20 protein-coding genes are annotated in these 16,945 nt (G+C 61.8%); 13 read left to right on the forward strand and 7 right to left on the reverse strand.

Annotated features, from left to right (window positions below):
- The first annotated feature begins 204 nt into the window (after nucleotides 1-204).
- Complete coding sequence (gloA, locus tag HU715_RS12425) at nucleotides 205-726, forward strand: lactoylglutathione lyase (protein WP_186709321.1); 522 nt, start codon at nucleotides 205-207, stop codon at nucleotides 724-726.
- 276 nt (nucleotides 727-1,002) lie between these two features.
- Here the strand turns inward: gloA and ahpF are convergent, their stop codons facing one another.
- The 4 genes from ahpF to galU form a co-directional block, all read right to left on the reverse strand.
- Nucleotides 1,003-2,565 (reverse strand): alkyl hydroperoxide reductase subunit F, encoded by a 1,563-nt coding sequence (gene ahpF / locus HU715_RS12430; RefSeq protein ID WP_186709319.1) that lies wholly within the window; start codon nucleotides 2,563-2,565, stop codon nucleotides 1,003-1,005.
- Between the two features lie 125 nt (nucleotides 2,566-2,690).
- Nucleotides 2,691-3,254 carry an alkyl hydroperoxide reductase subunit C gene (gene ahpC, locus HU715_RS12435; RefSeq protein ID WP_053122943.1) on the reverse strand — a complete coding sequence of 188 codons (564 nt, stop codon included), beginning with the start codon at nucleotides 3,252-3,254 and terminating at the stop codon, nucleotides 2,691-2,693.
- A 177-nt stretch (nucleotides 3,255-3,431) separates the two neighbouring features.
- Entirely contained in the window at nucleotides 3,432-4,787 is a 1,356-nt protein-coding gene (gene gorA, locus HU715_RS12440) for a glutathione-disulfide reductase (RefSeq protein WP_186709317.1), read from the reverse strand.
- A 318-nt stretch (nucleotides 4,788-5,105) separates the two neighbouring features.
- Nucleotides 5,106-5,945, reverse strand: coding sequence for a UTP--glucose-1-phosphate uridylyltransferase GalU (gene galU, locus HU715_RS12445; RefSeq protein ID WP_003182953.1), 840 nt, complete (start codon nucleotides 5,943-5,945; stop codon nucleotides 5,106-5,108).
- 233 nt (nucleotides 5,946-6,178) lie between these two features.
- On the opposite strand from galU, the gene HU715_RS12450 reads away from it, so the two are divergent.
- The gene (locus HU715_RS12450) at nucleotides 6,179-6,391 is read left to right on the forward strand and encodes a hypothetical protein (RefSeq protein ID WP_060741669.1); all 213 of its coding nucleotides are present in this window, start codon (nucleotides 6,179-6,181) and stop codon (nucleotides 6,389-6,391) included.
- 129 nt (nucleotides 6,392-6,520) lie between these two features.
- Nucleotides 6,521-6,802: a hypothetical protein gene (locus HU715_RS12455; RefSeq protein WP_186709309.1), complete on the forward strand. Its 282-nt coding sequence runs from the start codon at nucleotides 6,521-6,523 to the stop codon at nucleotides 6,800-6,802.
- A gap of 13 nt (nucleotides 6,803-6,815) precedes the next feature.
- Here HU715_RS12455 and HU715_RS12460 read toward each other — a convergent pair whose 3' ends face one another.
- Nucleotides 6,816-7,046, reverse strand: coding sequence for a hypothetical protein (locus HU715_RS12460; protein WP_186709307.1), 231 nt, complete (start codon nucleotides 7,044-7,046; stop codon nucleotides 6,816-6,818).
- 109 nt (nucleotides 7,047-7,155) lie between these two features.
- Nucleotides 7,156-7,506 (reverse strand): hypothetical protein, encoded by a 351-nt coding sequence (locus HU715_RS12465; RefSeq protein WP_186709305.1) that lies wholly within the window; start codon nucleotides 7,504-7,506, stop codon nucleotides 7,156-7,158.
- A 202-nt stretch (nucleotides 7,507-7,708) separates the two neighbouring features.
- Between HU715_RS12465 and HU715_RS12470 the strand changes: the two genes are divergently transcribed.
- From HU715_RS12470 to ada, 5 genes are all read left to right on the forward strand, one after another.
- The gene (locus HU715_RS12470) at nucleotides 7,709-8,011 is read left to right on the forward strand and encodes a DUF1883 domain-containing protein (protein WP_003182962.1); all 303 of its coding nucleotides are present in this window, start codon (nucleotides 7,709-7,711) and stop codon (nucleotides 8,009-8,011) included.
- A 28-nt stretch (nucleotides 8,012-8,039) separates the two neighbouring features.
- On the forward strand, nucleotides 8,040-8,210 hold the full coding sequence (locus HU715_RS12475) for a hypothetical protein (protein ID WP_186709303.1): 171 nt from the start codon (nucleotides 8,040-8,042) through the stop codon (nucleotides 8,208-8,210).
- A gap of 276 nt (nucleotides 8,211-8,486) precedes the next feature.
- A complete protein-coding gene (locus HU715_RS12480) occupies nucleotides 8,487-9,206 on the forward strand; it encodes a 2OG-Fe(II) oxygenase (RefSeq protein ID WP_186709301.1) in 720 nt (239 codons plus the stop codon).
- Nucleotides 9,193-9,873: a DNA oxidative demethylase AlkB gene (gene alkB / locus HU715_RS12485; protein ID WP_437182506.1), complete on the forward strand. Its 681-nt coding sequence runs from the start codon at nucleotides 9,193-9,195 to the stop codon at nucleotides 9,871-9,873. The genes HU715_RS12480 and alkB overlap by 14 nt, the downstream gene beginning before the upstream one ends.
- A gap of 87 nt (nucleotides 9,874-9,960) precedes the next feature.
- Nucleotides 9,961-11,034: a bifunctional DNA-binding transcriptional regulator/O6-methylguanine-DNA methyltransferase Ada gene (gene ada / locus HU715_RS12490; protein ID WP_186709299.1), complete on the forward strand. Its 1,074-nt coding sequence runs from the start codon at nucleotides 9,961-9,963 to the stop codon at nucleotides 11,032-11,034.
- Here ada and HU715_RS12495 read toward each other — a convergent pair.
- Nucleotides 10,998-11,486: a GyrI-like domain-containing protein gene (locus HU715_RS12495; protein WP_186709297.1), complete on the reverse strand. Its 489-nt coding sequence runs from the start codon at nucleotides 11,484-11,486 to the stop codon at nucleotides 10,998-11,000. The two genes, ada and HU715_RS12495, sit on opposite strands and share 37 nt — an antisense overlap.
- A gap of 149 nt (nucleotides 11,487-11,635) precedes the next feature.
- Here HU715_RS12495 and HU715_RS12500 point away from each other — a divergent pair, with 149 nt between their 5' ends.
- The 5 genes from HU715_RS12500 (at nucleotide 11,636) to HU715_RS12520 (ending at nucleotide 16,842) form a co-directional block, all read left to right on the forward strand.
- Entirely contained in the window at nucleotides 11,636-12,709 is a 1,074-nt protein-coding gene (locus HU715_RS12500) for an NAD(P)H-dependent flavin oxidoreductase (protein ID WP_186709295.1), read from the forward strand.
- 357 nt (nucleotides 12,710-13,066) lie between these two features.
- Complete coding sequence (gene modA, locus HU715_RS12505) at nucleotides 13,067-13,816, forward strand: molybdate ABC transporter substrate-binding protein (RefSeq protein ID WP_186709293.1); 750 nt, start codon at nucleotides 13,067-13,069, stop codon at nucleotides 13,814-13,816.
- On the forward strand, nucleotides 13,817-14,497 hold the full coding sequence (modB, locus tag HU715_RS12510; RefSeq protein WP_186709291.1) for a molybdate ABC transporter permease subunit: 681 nt from the start codon (nucleotides 13,817-13,819) through the stop codon (nucleotides 14,495-14,497).
- Between the two features lie 3 nt (nucleotides 14,498-14,500).
- Nucleotides 14,501-15,580: a molybdenum ABC transporter ATP-binding protein gene (gene modC / locus HU715_RS12515; RefSeq protein WP_186709289.1), complete on the forward strand. Its 1,080-nt coding sequence runs from the start codon at nucleotides 14,501-14,503 to the stop codon at nucleotides 15,578-15,580.
- A gap of 206 nt (nucleotides 15,581-15,786) precedes the next feature.
- Nucleotides 15,787-16,842: a DNA topoisomerase IB gene (locus tag HU715_RS12520; protein ID WP_186709287.1), complete on the forward strand. Its 1,056-nt coding sequence runs from the start codon at nucleotides 15,787-15,789 to the stop codon at nucleotides 16,840-16,842.
- The last annotated feature ends 103 nt before the right edge of the window (nucleotides 16,843-16,945 follow it).

Raw genomic sequence — 16,945 nt, forward strand, 5'->3', positions numbered from 1 at the left:
TCAACCGGACCACTCCAAAATAGGCTCCCTGTGCCTTAGAACTACTGTCAGTTTCGACAGTGAATCGATTCATCAAGAATTTGGCGATACCACGCCCCTTGCGTATCATGGGCGCAGCTGCAAGGAAGCCGTTGACGCAAGCCCAGGAACCCGTCGCGACCACGCTTGCGACGCCGTTTGCCCCACTTTTTCTCCGGAGGGCCCATGAGCCTGCACGAACTCAATACTTTCCCTGGCGTCACCGCCCAACCTGACGCCGCCACGGCCCAGTTCGTCTTCAACCACACCATGCTGCGGGTCAAGGACATCACCCAGTCCCTGGATTTCTACACCCGCGTGCTGGGTTTCTCGCTAGTGGAAAAGCGCGACTTCCCGGAAGCCGAATTCAGCCTGTATTTCCTGGCGTTGGTGGACAAGCACCAGATCCCGGCGGACGCCGCGGCGCGTACCGAATGGATGAAGTCGATCCCCGGCATCCTGGAACTGACCCACAACCACGGCACCGAAAGCGACCCGGCGTTCGCCTACCATAACGGCAACACCGACCCTCGCGGCTTCGGCCATATCTGCATCTCGGTACCGGACGTCGTCGCAGCCTGCGAGCGCTTCGAAGCACTGGGCTGCAACTTCCAGAAGCGCCTGAGCGACGGACGCATGAAAAGCCTGGCCTTCATCAAGGACCCGGATGGCTACTGGGTCGAGATCATCCAGCCTGCGCCGTTGTAAACCTCACCACCGTCCATTGTGATAGCTCGATAGCTGTTTACCTGTCGACGGTGATGCTGGATTTGAGGGCCTCTTCGCGAGCAAGCCCGCTCCCACACTGGACCGTGTCGTTCACAGGTTTTGCGTACGACAGCGATCCAGTGTGGGAGCGGGCTTGCTCGCGAAGGAGGCAACTCGATCTAGTAGGGTGAATACCACGTCTGCCACAGAATGCGCAGATAAAAAACCCCATGAGCCAATGGCTCATGGGGTTTTGTGTTTTCCGCTATTGGTTGTTCAGGCCGGCGCGGAGGTGCGGATCAGGTGGTCGAAGGCGCTCAGCGAAGCCTTGGCGCCCTCGCCCACGGCGATCACGATCTGCTTGTACGGCACGGTGGTCACGTCACCGGCGGCGAACACGCCAGGGATCGAGGTTTCGCCACGGGCATCGACGATGATCTCGCCACGGGGTGACAACTCGACGGTGCCCTTGAGCCAATCGGTGTTAGGCAACAGGCCGATCTGTACGAAGATCCCTTCCAGCGCCACGTCGCGCACTTCACCGCTCGGACGGTCCTTGTAGCGCAGGCCGTTGACCTTCTGCCCATCCCCCGTCACTTCGGTGGTCTGGGCGTTGGTGATCACCGTCACGTTCGGCAGGCTGTGCAGTTTGCGCTGCAATACCGCGTCGGCACGCAATTGCACATCGAACTCCAGCAAGGTGACGTGGGCGACGATACCGGCCAGGTCGATCGCCGCTTCGACGCCGGAGTTACCGCCGCCAATCACCGCCACGCGCTTGCCCTTGAACAGCGGGCCGTCGCAGTGCGGGCAGTACGCCACGCCCTTGTTGCGGTATTGCTGCTCGCCCGGCACGTTCATTTCGCGCCAGCGGGCACCGGTCGCCAGGATCACGGTCTTGGCCTTGAGGCTCGCACCGCTGGCGAACTTGATTTCATGCAGCCCGCCGTCCTTGCCCGGCACCAGGCCGTCGGCACGTTGCAGGTTCATGATGTCCACGTCGTACTGCTTGACGTGTTCTTCCAGGGCAACCGCCAGTTTCGGCCCTTCGGTTTCCTGGACCGAGATGAAGTTCTCGATGGCCATGGTGTCGAGCACCTGACCACCAAAACGCTCGGCCGCCACACCGGTGCGAATGCCTTTACGGGCCGCGTAGATCGCCGCCGAAGCGCCGGCCGGGCCACCGCCGACCACCAGCACATCAAAGGCGTCCTTGGCGCTGATTTTCTCGGCCTGGCGTTCGATACCGCTGGTATCGATCTTGGCGAGAATCTCTTCCAGGCCCAAGCGGCCTTGGCCAAAGTTCACGCCGTTCAGGTAAATGCTGGGCACAGCCATGATCTGACGCTCATCGACTTCGGCCTGGAACAGCGCGCCGTCGATGGCGACGTGGCGAATGTTCGGGTTCAGCACCGCCATCAGGTTCAGCGCCTGGACCACGTCCGGGCAGTTCTGGCACGACAGCGAGAAATATGTCTCGAAGTTGAACTCGCCCTTGAGCGAGCGGATCTGTTCGATGACTTCGACACTGGCCTTCGACGGGTGGCCACCGACTTGCAGCAGGGCCAGCACCAGCGAAGTGAATTCATGCCCCATGGGAATGCCGGCGAAACGCAGGCTGATATCGGCTCCCGGGCGGTTCAACGAAAACGAAGGCTTGCGCGCATCGGTGCCGTTGTCGAGCAACGTAATCTGGTGGGAAAGACTGGCAACGTCTTGGAGTAACGCGAGCATTTCCTGGGATTTCGCACCGTCGTCGAGGGAGGCGACGATCTCGATCGGCTGGGTGACCCGTTCCAGGTATGACTTCAACTGAGCTTTAAGATTGGCGTCCAACATACGGGCGATTTCCATTTTTTTGAATTTCAGAAAAAACAACGCCCGAGCGAATCTCGCCCGGGCGTTTTGTGGGGCGAAGCGGCTTACTTGATTAAGAGCGGATCGCCCTCGGATGACTCACAGGTTTAGATCTTGCCGACCAGGTCCAGGGACGGAGCCAGGGTGGCCTCGCCTTCTTTCCACTTGGCTGGGCAGACTTCGCCTGGGTGAGCGGCAACGTACTGAGCGGCCTTGATCTTGCGCAGCAGCTCGGAAGCGTCACGGCCTACACCGCCGTCGTTGATTTCAACGATCTTGATCTGGCCTTCTGGGTTGATCACGAAAGTACCGCGGTCAGCCAGGCCGACTTCTTCGATCAGCACGTCGAAGTTGCGGGAGATGACGTGGGTCGGGTCGCCGATCATGGTGTACTGGATCTTGCCGATGGCTGGCGAAGTGTTGTGCCAGGCCGCGTGGGCAAAGTGAGTGTCGGTGGAAACGCTGTAGATCTCGACGCCCAGTTTCTGGAATTCGGCGTAGTTATCGGCCAGGTCTTCCAGTTCGGTTGGGCAAACGAAGGTGAAGTCAGCCGGGTAGAAGAACACGACAGACCACTTGCCTTTCAGGTCGGCGTCCGACACTTCGACGAAAGCGCCGTTTTTGAAAGCGGTGGCGTTGAACGGTTTAACTTGGCTGTTGATGATAGGCATCGATGTTTCTCCGTCAGGGGTTGAAAAGTTGATGGAGAGGATCTTACCCACTCATCCCCAGGCTGGCTCATTGGCAAACCTGATGCGAATGATTGGTTTTGGCTATCAGGAATCTATATAGATAGAAGAAATCTGTGGGGCCGTGTAGGAGCTCCTACACGGCGCCTACATACCGCGTCAGGCGACGGGGGTACGCATCGTCACGAATTCTTCGGCGGCAGTTGGGTGCACGCCGATGGTTTCGTCGAAGTCGCGCTTGGTGGCGCCGGCCTTGAGGGCGATGGCCAAGCCTTGGACGATTTCCCCGGCGTCCGGTCCGACCATGTGGCAGCCCAAGACTTTATCGGTGTTGGCATCGACGACCAGTTTCATCAAGGTGCGTTCCTGGCAGTCGGTGAGGGTCAGCTTCATCGGCCGGAAACGGCTTTCAAAAATCTGAACCTCGTGCCCCTCCTCCCGGGCCTGCTCTTCGGTCAGGCCCACCGTGCCGATGTTCGGCAGGCTGAACACGGCGGTGGGGATCATCCGGTAATCCACCAGTCGATACTGCTCGGGCTTGAACAGCCGCCGCGCCACCGCCATGCCTTCGGCCAGGGCCACCGGCGTAAGCTGCACACGGCCGATCACGTCGCCAATGGCCAGGATCGACGGTTCGGTGGTCTCGTACTTTTCGTTGACCTGCACGAAGCCTTTTTCGTCCAGCTTGACGCCCGTGTTCTCCAGCCCAAGGTTGTCCAGCATCGGCCGTCGGCCCGTGGCGTAGAACACACAATCGGTCGACAGCGTGCGACCATCCTTGAGTGTCACCTTGAGGCCGCCGTCCGCTTCTTTATCGATGCGCTGGATGTCGGCGTTGAATTGCAGGTCCAGGCCACGACGTTGCAGCTCTTCAGCCAGATGCTTGCGCACGGCGCCGTCGAAGCCACGCAGGAACAAGTCGCCGCGATAGAGCAAGGACGTCTGCGCGCCCATGCCATGGAAAATCCCGGCGAATTCAACGGCAATGTAGCCGCCGCCCACCACCAGCATGCGCTTGGGCAACGTCTTGAGGAAAAACGCCTCGTTGGAACTGATGGCATGCTCGCGACCTGGAATGTCAGGAATCACCGGCCAGCCGCCCGTGGCGATCATGATGTGTTCGGCGGTGTAGCGCTGGCCGTTGATCTCGACTTCGTGCGGGCCGCTGATCCTGGCGTGGCCTTCATGCAACGTCACGCCACTGTTGACCAGCAGGTTGCGGTAGATACCATTGAGGCGACTGATCTCGCGGTCCTTGTTGGCGATCAACGTGGCCCAGTCGAAACTCGCCTCGCCCGCCGTCCAGCCATAGGCCGATGCCTGCTCGAAGTCCTCGGCGTAATGCGCGCCGTAGACCAGCAGCTTTTTCGGCACGCAGCCCACGTTCACGCAGGTCCCGCCCAGGTAGCGGCTTTCCGCCACGGCCACCTTGGCCCCGAAACCGGCGGCGAACCGCGCAGCCCGCACGCCACCGGAACCGGCGCCAATCACATACAAGTCAAAATCGTAGGCCATCTTCTATCTCCTTCGGCAGGTCACCAGCATACCTGCTGTTTTCGCCTGAGGCAGCGTTGCGATGGTTATGGGGGCGGAAAATGGAAAAGCCAGTTGGACTGGATCATGTCGAGCGGTCAAGCCCAAAACCTGTGGGAGCGGGCTTGCTCGCGAATGCAGTGTGTCAAACGACATCAATGCTGGTTGTGCCGCCCTCTTCGCGAGCAAGCCCGCTCCCACAAGGTGAATCCCTTGTATGGCTTGCGAGAGATTTTTTCCCAAGCCAAAAAAAACGCCCCGAACCAGTCGGGGCGTTTTTTATGGCGTGGCGCAGGCTTATCAGTAAGCCTTGCCCGTCTTGTAGAAGTTCTCGAAGCAGAAGTTGGTCGCGTCGATGTAGCCTTCGGCGCCACCGCAGTCGAAACGCTTGCCCTTGAACTTGTAGGCCATGACGCAGCCGTTCTGGGCCTGTTTCATCAAGGCGTCGGTGATCTGGATTTCGCCGCCCTTGCCTGGCTCGGTCTGTTCGATCAGGTCGAAGATGTCCGGGGTCAGGATGTAGCGACCGATGATCGCCAGGTTCGACGGCGCGTCTTCAGGCTTTGGTTTTTCAACCATGCTGTGGACGCGGTAGATGTCGTCGCGGATCATTTCGCCGGCGATCACGCCGTACTTGTTGGTTTCCTGCGGATCGACTTCCTGGATCGCCACGATGGAGCAGCGGAACTGCTTGTACAGCTTGACCATCTGGGTCAGGACGCCGTCGCCTTCGAGGTTGACGCACAGGTCGTCCGCCAGGACCACGGCGAACGGTTCGTCACCGATCAGTGGGCGACCGGTCAGGATCGCGTGGCCCAGGCCTTTCATTTCGGTCTGGCGGGTGTAGGAGAACGAGCACTCATCCAGCAGTTTGCGGATGCCGACCAGGTACTTTTCCTTGTCGGTGCCTTTGATCTGGTTTTCCAGCTCGTAGCTGATGTCGAAATGGTCTTCCAGGGCGCGCTTGCCACGGCCAGTCACGATGGAAATTTCAGTCAGACCCGCATCAAGGGCTTCTTCGACGCCGTACTGGATCAGTGGCTTGTTCACCACCGGCAGCATTTCTTTGGGCATGGCTTTAGTCGCTGGCAGGAAGCGAGTACCGTAACCGGCTGCTGGGAACAAGCATTTCTTGATCATATAAGTCCTTGAAAAGGCGGTGTGTACGAGTTTCGGCGCAGTCTAATCAGGCGACGGGCACCTTACAATGCCCGCACTGGCCAACCGGTGCCATCATAGAGAAATAAAAAACGGCGGATAGTTCAATCGCCTTTCGTTTCGATGGCTGCAGCGGTCCACTGTACGCCAGTGAGGGCTGTTTGCGGGCATTTGACGTATCATGGCGGCCTTGATCACGCCAACGAGGCAGTTAGATGTCGGCAAGAAACGCAAACGGTTATTCGGTCAGCCAGGGCAAGGACGGCCAGTGGTGGATTATCAACTACCACGGCGAGCAGGTCGCCGGTCCCTTGCCCAGCAAGGCCATGGCAGTGGAAGTGGCTGCGGTATTCCAGGACGAACGCGCGGCTCCAGCGACGAAAGAACGCGAAAGCGCCCCCGCCCGCAGCCCCCGCCGCAAGAAATGAGCCGCAGGAAATAAACAGACGAGCCTCTAGTAAATGCCACCGGCGCATCGAACGAGGCTTGTTTAGCTGTACCGCAATGGCCATTCGCTATAACCTCGCCTTTGCCCTTCCCTCCTCGATGACGATCCCATGAAAACACTTCTGGCGCTGTTTACAGTCCTGGCCCTGGCGGGCTGTGCCTCGGCCGAAAAAACCTATCTCGATAATGGCGAACAAGGCTTGGCGATCGACTGTTCGGGCGAGGCCAATTCCTGGGCGACTTGCTATGAAAAGGCCGATGCGTCCTGTGCCGGCACCGGCTACCGCATCGTCGGCACCGACGGCACGCCCCAGGCCAAGGACAGCGAGAAGACCCTGGGCGTCGACGTCGGCAATTTCAGCAGCCGCAGTGTCGTGGTGGTCTGCAAATAAGTTTGCAAAGAAATCAGATGTGAATCTCGGCGAACTTGATGCCCAGCCCACGTATGGTCTCGACCAGGTCATCGAGCTGGCTGAAGGACTCGACTTCGTCCTGCTCATCCACCAGGAAAAAACTGCGCCCGGCGCTTTTCTTGAAGAACACGATCCATTCGCCCGGGCTCGCCGGGTTCTGGATCACGTGGGTGGCAAAGATAAGGCCTTCTGCATGGCGCTCGCGCACCTGCTCGCGTTTCATCGAATGACTCCATGAATGACAATGCCGCCAACGTTGACCGTGGCGGCATTTTTGTCGAGGGACAGCAGTTTATCCGATGGTCGGTCCGCTCGTCAGGCGCTGACGGTGTTCAGCCGGAAATGCAGGCGTTGGCTGCGTCCTGCACATCGCCCGGACGCACGGGCACGTTGGACATGCTTTCATGCAGCTTGATGCTGCTGCCACTGGAACGCTCGTCAATGTCGAACACTGCCGCTGGCAGGGCCGACAGTTTGCCCGGGACGATCAGCCGCACGCCGTTTTTGTGCGGTTCCATTTGCAGCGAGCCACGGCTGCTGGCCAGCTTGTCGGCCACGCACTTGGCATATTCGTGGGGTTTCTTTCCGGAGATGACGCTCATGGTGGGGGGCGTCTGGTTGATGTCCGATACCGATGCACATCCACTCATGGCCAATGCCAACACCCACACGCTGCGCTTCATATGTTTCCTCCAATAAAGATGCTCCGACAGTGCAAACACCGTTTTGCTCCGGTGCCGCACCGCTTTTTTTTCCCGCTACCTGCGATAAATGAACAAAGCCTGGCGCGCGGGCCGGATATTAACACTCGGGGCTGATAAACTGCGCCTCATTGCCCCTTGCTATCGTTTTGATTTTGTAGAAAAAGCCCTTCTGGAGGCGCCCATGAAATTCATTCACCAGCGCGAGCACCTGAACGAAGACGACATTGTCGTCATCGAATGCTCGCAAATGTGCAACATCCGTTTGATGAACGACGCCAACTTCCGCAGCTTCAAGAACGGCGGCCGGCACACGTATCACGGCGGCGCGTTCGACACCTTCCCGGCGAGGATCACGGCGCCGAGCACCGGTTTCTGGAACATCACCATCGACACCGTCAACCGCCGTGCAATCAGCGTCACGCGCAAGCCGACCCTGACCCACAAGATCAAGATCATCCGGCGTTCCAGCTCGAAACTGAGCTGAACATCGCCCTTTCAAGAAAGGCAAAACCGTGGCCCAGACGACCAAATACGTCATCAAGTACAAGCTCAACGACGAACGCCGCTTCGAATTCGCGCAACTGGAAACCGGCACCGAGGAAGAAGCCCGGGCCGCGTTGCAAAAACTGCACGGCGAGACCGGCGATGTGATCAGCGAGGTCAAGGTCAGCAAGGCGCTGTAACGGCTCATCCTGATTGATTTTTGTAGCCACTGGGTGGGCACGATGCTTTGTGGCGAGGGAGCTCGCTCCCGCTCGGCTGCGCAGCAGTCGCAAAACCTGCTGGCGCGGCCTGCCTGCAAGAACACATCAGTCATTTTGGGTCGGCTTCGCCGCCCAGCGGGAGCAAGCTCCCTCGCCACAAGAGCATTGTGCTCAATGGTGCACCGCAAGAATCGGAGTGCCCGGCATCGCCGCACTGCGCAGACTGAACAGTCCTTTCCAACAAGGATTGCCATCGTGCCCCCTACGTCTTCCCTGCCCCAGCACCTCACCAACCTTGACTGGCCCACCCTGGAGCAAAGTCTCGACCAGGACGGCTGTGCAGTCATTCGCAACCTGCTGCCGCCATCGCAATGCCGGCAACTGGCTGGTCTGTACGCAGAACCCAGCCTTTTTCGTTCACGGGTGATCATGGCCCGCCATGGATTCGGGCGCGGCGAGTATCAGTATTTTCGCTATCCGCTACCGGACCTCATCCAACAGCTGCGTCAGTCGCTGTACCCCATGCTGGGGCCGCTGGCGAACCGCTGGAATGAATGCATGGACCTGGACGTGCGCTACCCCCACAAACACGTCGACTTCATCCAGCGCTGTCACGATGCCGGACAATCGCGCCCCACACCGTTGTTGCTGCAATATGGCCCCCAGGACTACAACTGCCTGCACCAGGATCTGTACGGCGAACAGGTGTTCCCCTTGCAGATCGCGATCCTGCTGTCGGAACCGGGCCAGGACTTTACCGGTGGCGAGTTTGTCCTCACCGAACAACGCCCGCGCATGCAGTCGCGGCCCCTGGTCATGGATCTGAAACAGGGCGATGCGCTGGTATTTGCCGTACACCAGCGGCCGGTCAAAGGCGTTCGCGGTTATTATCGGGTGAACATGCGCCATGGCGTCAGCTGCGTGCGCAGCGGCAGACGGCACACCTTGGGAATCATTTTTCATGATGCGCAATGACGACACACCGGTCACCTTGGACCTGTTCGCCGAGCAGGCGCCCACCACGCCCGGCCAGGTCGAACAGATCGGCCAGCAAGCGTTCGTGCTGCGCGGGTTCGCCCTGCCATGGCTCGAGCGTTTGCTGCCGGCCCTGGAGAACGTCTTGCAAGCTGCGCCGTTCCGGCAGATGGTCACGCCCGGCGGCTTTACCATGTCGGTGGCCTTGAGCAGTTGCGGCGCGCTGGGCTGGACCACCGACCGCAGCGGCTATCGCTACACCGCCCATGACCCGCAGACCGGCCGCCCCTGGCCCGACATGCCGACGGTGTTTCGCGAACTGGCCCAGGCCGCCGCCCGCCAGGCGGGGTTCGAGGCATTCGAGCCCGACGCCTGCCTGATCAACCGCTATGTGCCCGGCGCGCGAATGTCGCTGCATCAGGACAAGAACGAGCGCTCCCTCGACGCCCCCATCGTCTCGATGTCCCTGGGCTTGCCGGCGGTGTTCCAGTTCGGCGGCTTCGCGCGCAGCGACAAAAGCCTGCGCATCCCGCTGTTCCATGGCGACATCGTGGTCTGGGGCGGCGTGGACCGCTTGCGTTACCACGGCGTGCTGCCCCTCAAGGAAGGACAACACCCGCGCCTGGGCGCCCAGCGGATCAACCTGACGTTTCGCACCGCCGGGTGAAGGTGCAGAATTCAACCGCAAGACCCGGAGTGTCGCCCTCTCGCAGGCTGGCTAATGTAGCCAAAACGGGCCAATGGAATAACGACCATGAACAGCACTTCAAACAATCTCGCCCCTGAACAGGATCCCCGCTGGGCCGCCGTGCTCGCCCGCGATCCGCGCGCCGACGGAACATTTGTCTATGGCGTGAAAACCACCGGCATCTACTGCCACCCCAGCAGCCTGTCGCGCCTGCCCAACCCGCGCAACGTCGAATTCTTCGACACGCCGGAACAGGCCCAGGCCGCCGGCTACCGGCCCAGCAAGCGCGTGGCCCGGGACCAGACCCAGGTCGCCGCCCAACAAGCGGCCCGGGTCGCGGCGACCTGCCGGCAGATCGAGGCGGCCGAGGCGCTGCCCGGCCTGAATGAACTGGCAGACAGCGCCGGCTTGAGTCCCTTTCATTTCCATCGGGTCTTCAAGGCCGTCACCGGCCTGACGCCCAAGGGCTACGCCGCCGCCCACCGCTCACGCAAGGTCCGCGAACGCCTGGCCGATGGCGGCACCATCACCGAGGCGCTGTACGACGCCGGTTTCAATTCCAACAGCCGTTTCTATGAGGCCGCCGACAAGGTGTTGGGCATGAAGCCCGCCGACTACCGCGCCGCCGGGCAGAACACCGACATCCGTTTCGCCGTCGGCCAGTGCTCCCTCGGGGCGATCCTGGTGGCGCAAAGCGAGCGTGGCGTGTGCGCGATCCTGCTGGGCGACGATCCGGATGCGTTGGTGCGGGACCTGCAGGACAAATTCCGCCGGGCCAACCTCATCGGTGCCGACCGGGAGTTCGAGCAGTTGATCGCCCAAGTGGTGGGCTTCATCGAAGCTCCCGCCTTGGGCCTGGACCTGCCCTTGGACCTGCGCGGCACCGCCTTCCAGGAGCGAGTCTGGCAAGCGTTGCGGGACATCCCCGTCGGCAGCACCGCCAGCTACGCCGAGATCGCCCAGCGCATCGGCATGCCCAAGGCCGTGCGCGCCGTGGCCCAAGCCTGTGGCGCCAACAGCCTGGCAGTGGCGATCCCTTGCCACCGGGTGGTGCGCAGCGACGGCAACCTGTCGGGCTATCGCTGGGGCGTGGAGCGCAAGCGTCAGTTGCTGGCGCTGGAACGCTCGTCCGGGGATTGAATGCCGATGTAGATCGCCACCGATTCGGGGCCACTGTAGACCTCGAAATCGGTGGTGAAACGGCGCAGCGTCTGCGGGTTATCGGCGAAGTACGCCCAGATCAAGCCCCAGGTCTGGATCACGCAATCGGGCATCGGCCCCTTGGCCGAAAACACCAGGTAATCCCCGCCCTCGATATCCACGGCGGGGTAGCCTGCGCTGGTCGCATCCACCTGCACCCCGGCCGTTACGTCGAAGTGACCGGTGGCGTCGGACTCGTAATGGGAATAGACACCGTAGACGAACGACTCCGACTGCCGGGCCGGAATCGTGTCGAACAACCCTTCGGTGAAGAATCGTTGCCACATCGGGCCGATCCTCGCCGTGTCGGGATGCTGCTCGTCGGCGTTGCGGGTGCGCACCTGCAAACCGGCCACGGTGAAGGGTTCGACAGTCTTGAGTTTCACATCCATGGGTCAGGCTCCTTGATGTATGAAGCCCGCATGGTAACCCTCACGGCGTCGGGATCAAGCGGCAAGCACTCGATTGAAAAACTCGACTGGCCGTCGCCGGCCCACACCTGTTAAAAACGCTGTTTCCTTCTGCCGTCGGAGACCCGTACATGAGCCAGTGGCCAGACACTCGCATTCTTGACTTGCTCGGTATCGAGCTGCCCATCATCCAGGGGCCGTTGGCCGGGGTGACCGGGCCGGCCATGGTGGTCGCGACCTGCAATGCCGGCGGGTTGGGTTCGATGCCAGCGGCGATGCTCGATGTCGAACAACTGCGCCAGGCGCTGACGACCATCCGCGAGCAGACCGACAAGCCGTTCAATGTGAATTTCTTCTCTCACCAGCCACCGGCCTTCGACGAACAACGGGCCGAGGCCTGGAAGCAACGGCTCAAGCCCTACTACGAGGAACTGGGCGTCGACTTCGACGCACCGACGCCGGTGTCCAACCGCACGCCTTTCGATGATGCAGCCTGCCGGGTGCTGGAGGAGATCCGTCCCAAAGTGGTGAGTTTCCACTTCGGTCTGCCGGAAAAATCCCTGCTGGACCGGGTCAAGGCCACCGGGGCGAAGATCCTTTCTTCGGCCACCACCGTCGAGGAAGCCATCTGGCTTGAACAGCACGGTTGCGACGCGATCATTGCCATGGGTTATGAAGCCGGGGGGCATCGCGGAATGTTCCTCAGCGACGACCTCAACACCCAGGTCGGGCTGTTTGCCTTGTTGCCGCAGGTGGTGGATGCGGTGAAGGTGCCGGTGATCGCCACCGGTGGCATTGGCGATGCGCGGGGGATTGTCGCGGCGTTCGCCCTCGGTGCCTCGGCGGTGCAATTGGGCAGCGCCTATCTGTTCACGCCCGAGGCGAAGATCAGCGCGTCCCATCACCGGGCGTTGCGCACGGCCAAGGAAAGCCAGACCGCGGTCACCAACCTGTTCACCGGCCGTCCGGCCCGGGGCATCGTCAACCGGGTGATGCGCGAAGTGGGCCCGATGAGTCCGCTGGCCCCAGCGTTCCCCCTGGCCGGCGGCGCGTTGATGCCGCTGCGGGCCAAGGGCGAAGCGGACTTCAGCAACCTCTGGGCCGGCCAGGCCTTCCCTATGGGCCGCGAGTTGCCGGCGGCCGAGCTGACGCGGCGGTTGGCTGAAGAGACGCAGGCTCAGCTCAATCGGTTTGGTCGGTCCTGATGGCCGTCATCGCCCGTTAGAACGCCATCGCGAGCAGGCTCGCTCCCACAGGGGACTGCTGGCAACCACGACATTGGGTGACGCCACTGTACCTGTGGGAGCGGGCTTGCTCGCGAAAGCGGTGGGTCAGTTAGCAACGGAGTTGAATGTGCCGCCGTCTTCGCGAGCAAGCCCGCTCCCACAGAGTTCTGGGGTGGACAAAAATCCGGCTCTCACCCCAGGCCTCGTGTGGGAGCGAGCCTGCTCGCGATGGGGCCAGGCCTTGCCCCCACTACCCCAGGCAAAATGCCGCGTTCCGTTTGTCGGTCATTCGCTATATATTCCGGTATATAGCGAACCTGCCCCGGAGCCTCACCCATGCGCCTCACCCACTTCGCGCCGTTACTGTTCCCGTTCATGACGATTGGTGCCGTCCAGGCCGCCGAGGTGCAGGTGGCGGTCGCTGCCAATTTCACCGCGCCGATCCAGGCCATCGCCGCCGATTTCGAAAAAGACACCGGGCATAAACTGGTAGCAGCGTACGGCGCCACCGGGCAGTTCTACACGCAGATCAAGAACGGCGCGCCGTTCGAAGTGTTCCTCGCCGCCGATGACACCACCCCGGCCAGGCTCGAAAGCGAAGGCGACACCGTCAAGGGCTCGCGTTTCACCTACGCTGTCGGCACCCTGGCGCTGTGGTCGGCCAAGGCCGGTTATGTCGACAACAAGGGCCAAGTCCTCCAGCACGCCGATTTCCAACACCTGTCCATCTCCAACCCGAAAACCGCGCCCTATGGCCTGGCCGCGACCCAGGTGCTGGACAAGCTCGGCTTGACCGCCCAGGTCAAAGGCAAACTGGTCGAAGGCCAGAACATCACCCAGGCCTATCAGTTCGTCTCCACCGGTAACGCTGAACTGGGCTTCGTCGCCTTGTCCCAGGTGTACAAGGACGGCAAAGTCACGAGCGGTTCGGCATGGATCGTCCCTGCCGACCTGCACGACCCGATCAAACAGGACGCGGTGATCCTCGACAAAGGCCGGGACAACCCCGCCGCCACTGCCCTGGTGGATTACCTTAAAGGTCCGAAAGCCGCCGCCATCATCCAGACCTACGGTTACCAACGCTAAATGCCCCTGACCAGCGCCGATTACGCCGCCATCTGGCTGACCCTGAAACTGGCGTCATTGACTACGGTGATCCTGCTGCTCATTGGCACGCCCATCGCCTTGTGGCTGTCGCGCACCCGCTCCTGGCTGCGCGGGCCGGTGGGTGCGGTGGTGGCGTTGCCATTGGTGCTGCCGCCCACGGTGATCGGCTTCTATTTATTGCTGGCGTTGGGGCCGAACGGCTGGATCGGCCAGTTCACCCAAGCCCTCGGGTTGGGCACCCTCACCTTCAGTTTCACCGGGTTGGTGATCGGCTCGGTGATCTATTCCATGCCGTTCGTAGTGCAGCCGTTGCAGAACGCCTTCGCCGCCATCGGCAGTCGCCCCCTGGAAGTCGCCGCCACTTTGCGGGCCGGACCCTGGGACACGTTTTTCAGCGTCGTCCTGCCCCTGGCCCGCCCCGGTTTCATCACTGCGGCGATCCTCGGTTTCGCCCACACCGTTGGCGAATTCGGGGTGGTGCTGATGATCGGCGGCAACATCCCGGAGAAAACCCGGGTGGTGTCGGTGCAGATCTACGACCATGTCGAAGCCCTGGAGTATGCCCAGGCCCACTGGCTGGCGGCGGCGATGCTGGTGTTTTCATTCCTCGTGCTGTTGGCGCTGTACTCCAGCCGCCGAGCCCGCGCTGGCTGGAGCTGATCGATGATTCACGCGCGTTTGCAGCTCGACCATGGGGCGTTTTCCCTGGACCTGGATGTGCAACTGCCGGGCCGTGGCGTGACAGCCTTGTATGGGCCTTCCGGCTCCGGCAAGACCACCTGCCTGCGCTGCATTGCCGGGTTGGAACGGCCGGCCCAGGGGTTTATCGAGGTCAACGGCCAGGTGTGGCAGGACACTGAGCACGGTGTGTTCGTGCCGCCCCACAAGCGTCCCGTGGGGTACGTGTTCCAAGAGGCGAGCCTGTTTGCCCATCTGTCGGTGCGGGCCAACCTGGCATTCGGCCTCAAGCGCATTGCACCGGCACAACGGCGGGTGGACATGGACCAGGCCACCGACCTGCTGGGCATCGGGCACTTGCTCGATCGGCAGCCGCACAACCTCTCCGGCGGCGAACGCCAACGGGTGGGCATCGCCCGCGCCTTGCTCACCAGCCCGCGACTGTTGCTGATGGATGAGCCGCTGGCGGCCCTCGACACCCGACGTAAAAACGAGATCCTGCCTTATCTGCAACGGCTCCACGATGAGCTGGACATCCCGGTGCTGTACGTCAGCCATTCCCAGGACGAAGTGGCGCGCCTGGCCGATCACATCGTGCTACTCGACGCTGGTCGCGCCCAGGCCAGCGGCCCCATCGGGGAAACCCTGGCCCGGCTCGACCTGCCATTGGCCTTGGGGGATGACGCCGGGGTGGTGATCGAAGGCAAGGTCAGCGGCTATGACCCGGCGTATCAATTGCTGACCTTGAACCTGCCCGACAGCCAACTGAACGTTCGCGTGGCCCATACTTCATTGGCCCTCGGCCAATCGCTGCGCTTCAAGGTCCAGGCCCGGGATGTCAGCCTCAGCCTGGCGAACGATGCCCAGACCAGTATTCTCAACCGCCTGCCGGTCACCGTGATCAGCGAACAGGCCGCCGACAACGCCGCCCATGTGCTGATCCGCCTGGAAGCGGCCGGCACCCCGCTGCTGGCGCGCATTACTCGCTACTCCCGCGACCAGTTGAAGCTGCACCCGGGGCAGGTGTTGTGGGCGCAGATCAAGGCGGTGGCGGTGTTGGCTTAGGGTATCGAGCCACACCACTCTATTGTGGGAGCGGGCTTGCTCGCGAAGGCGACGGCACATTCAATACTTTTGCTGGCTGACCCACCGCTTTCGCGAGCAAGCCCGCTCCCACAGGTTTGGGGGGACCTCAAAATCTTGGCACGACCGCAACGGGCTGCGGTCAATGAATTCACAGGCCACCGGATTCGTTGCCAAGGACTTTTTTCATGCCCGACACCCTGCCGCCGGATGCACTGCCGGCCGACCTGCATTATGTCGATGACACGGCCCCGGGCATCACCCGCAAGAAGCTCCGGGGCAAATTCTGTTATTTCGACCCGCAGGGCCAACGCATCACCGACGCCGCCGAGATCCAGCGCATCAACGCCCTGGCGGTGCCGCCGGCCTACACCGATGTCTGGATTTGCACCGACCCCCGTGGTCATCTCCAGGCCACCGGGCGCGATGCCCGCGGGCGCAAGCAATATCGCTACCATGCGCGCTGGCGTGAGGTGCGCGACGCGGACAAGTATTCGCGGATGCTGGAGTTCGGACGCGCCCTGCCACGCTTGCGCAAACGCCTGGAAGAAATCCTCGCCACGCCCGGCTTCAGCCGGGACAAAGTGCTGGCCACGGTCATCACCCTGCTGGACGTGACCCTGATTCGCGTCGGCAACCCCCAATACGCTCGCGCCAATCGCTCCTACGGCCTGACCACCCTGCGCAACAAACATGTCGAGGTCAACGGCAGCGCCATCGCCTTCCAGTTCCGTGGCAAGAGCGGCGTCGAGCACCAGATCACCGTGAAGGACCGGCGCCTGGCGCGGATCATCAAGCGCTGCCAGGAGATCCCCGGGCAGAACCTGTTCCAGTACCTGGACGAACATGGCGAGCGCCACTCCATCAGTTCTTCGGACATCAACGCCTACCTCAAGACGCTGACCGGCGCCGATTTCACCGCCAAGGACTACCGCACCTGGGCCGGCAGCGCAGCGGCGCTGGCCGGGCTGCGGGCGCTGCGTTGGGAAACCGAGACCGAAGCCAAGAAACACGTCACCGAGATGGTCAGGCAGGTCTCTCGACAGCTGGGCAACACGCCGACCGTCTGTCGTAAATGCTACATCCACCCCGCAGTGGTGGAAGGTTTCCTGCTCGGCGCCCTGAAGGCCTTGCCCAAACCCCGGGCCCGCAAAGGCCTCAGCGAAGAAGAAGCCGGACTGGCGCTATTCTTGAAGCGTATGACCCAAGCGGCCGAGGCCTGCGAACAGGCGCAATCGGGTTAACGCAATGGACCCGCGGCGAGTCAAGGCGGCGGAACATCAGCAGACCACCGGACTCCCAACTGTAGGGCACGACCACTGCGCAGGTATTCAAAAAGGGTGAAAT

Source organism: Pseudomonas zanjanensis (genome assembly GCF_014268745.2).
GTDB lineage: Bacteria > Pseudomonadota > Gammaproteobacteria > Pseudomonadales > Pseudomonadaceae > Aquipseudomonas > Aquipseudomonas zanjanensis.

Excerpts from the sequence above, each read along its gene's own strand:
- gloA (WP_186709321.1), top strand. The coding sequence starts at position 205 with ATGAGCCTGCACGAACTCAATACTTTCCCTGGCGTCACCGCCCAACCT.
- ahpF (WP_186709319.1), bottom strand. The coding sequence starts at position 2,565 with ATGTTGGACGCCAATCTTAAAGCTCAGTTGAAGTCATACCTGGAACGG.
- ahpC (WP_053122943.1), bottom strand. The coding sequence starts at position 3,254 with ATGCCTATCATCAACAGCCAAGTTAAACCGTTCAACGCCACCGCTTTC.
- gorA (WP_186709317.1), bottom strand. The coding sequence starts at position 4,787 with ATGGCCTACGATTTTGACTTGTATGTGATTGGCGCCGGTTCCGGTGGC.
- galU (WP_003182953.1), bottom strand. The coding sequence starts at position 5,945 with ATGATCAAGAAATGCTTGTTCCCAGCAGCCGGTTACGGTACTCGCTTC.
- HU715_RS12450 (WP_060741669.1), top strand. The coding sequence starts at position 6,179 with ATGTCGGCAAGAAACGCAAACGGTTATTCGGTCAGCCAGGGCAAGGAC.
- HU715_RS12455 (WP_186709309.1), top strand. The coding sequence starts at position 6,521 with ATGAAAACACTTCTGGCGCTGTTTACAGTCCTGGCCCTGGCGGGCTGT.
- HU715_RS12460 (WP_186709307.1), bottom strand. The coding sequence starts at position 7,046 with ATGAAACGCGAGCAGGTGCGCGAGCGCCATGCAGAAGGCCTTATCTTT.
- HU715_RS12465 (WP_186709305.1), bottom strand. The coding sequence starts at position 7,506 with ATGAAGCGCAGCGTGTGGGTGTTGGCATTGGCCATGAGTGGATGTGCA.
- HU715_RS12470 (WP_003182962.1), top strand. The coding sequence starts at position 7,709 with ATGAAATTCATTCACCAGCGCGAGCACCTGAACGAAGACGACATTGTC.
- alkB (WP_437182506.1), top strand. The coding sequence starts at position 9,193 with ATGATGCGCAATGACGACACACCGGTCACCTTGGACCTGTTCGCCGAG.
- ada (WP_186709299.1), top strand. The coding sequence starts at position 9,961 with ATGAACAGCACTTCAAACAATCTCGCCCCTGAACAGGATCCCCGCTGG.
- HU715_RS12495 (WP_186709297.1), bottom strand. The coding sequence starts at position 11,486 with ATGGATGTGAAACTCAAGACTGTCGAACCCTTCACCGTGGCCGGTTTG.
- HU715_RS12500 (WP_186709295.1), top strand. The coding sequence starts at position 11,636 with ATGAGCCAGTGGCCAGACACTCGCATTCTTGACTTGCTCGGTATCGAG.
- modA (WP_186709293.1), top strand. The coding sequence starts at position 13,067 with ATGCGCCTCACCCACTTCGCGCCGTTACTGTTCCCGTTCATGACGATT.
- modB (WP_186709291.1), top strand. The coding sequence starts at position 13,817 with ATGCCCCTGACCAGCGCCGATTACGCCGCCATCTGGCTGACCCTGAAA.
- modC (WP_186709289.1), top strand. The coding sequence starts at position 14,501 with ATGATTCACGCGCGTTTGCAGCTCGACCATGGGGCGTTTTCCCTGGAC.
- HU715_RS12520 (WP_186709287.1), top strand. The coding sequence starts at position 15,787 with ATGCCCGACACCCTGCCGCCGGATGCACTGCCGGCCGACCTGCATTAT.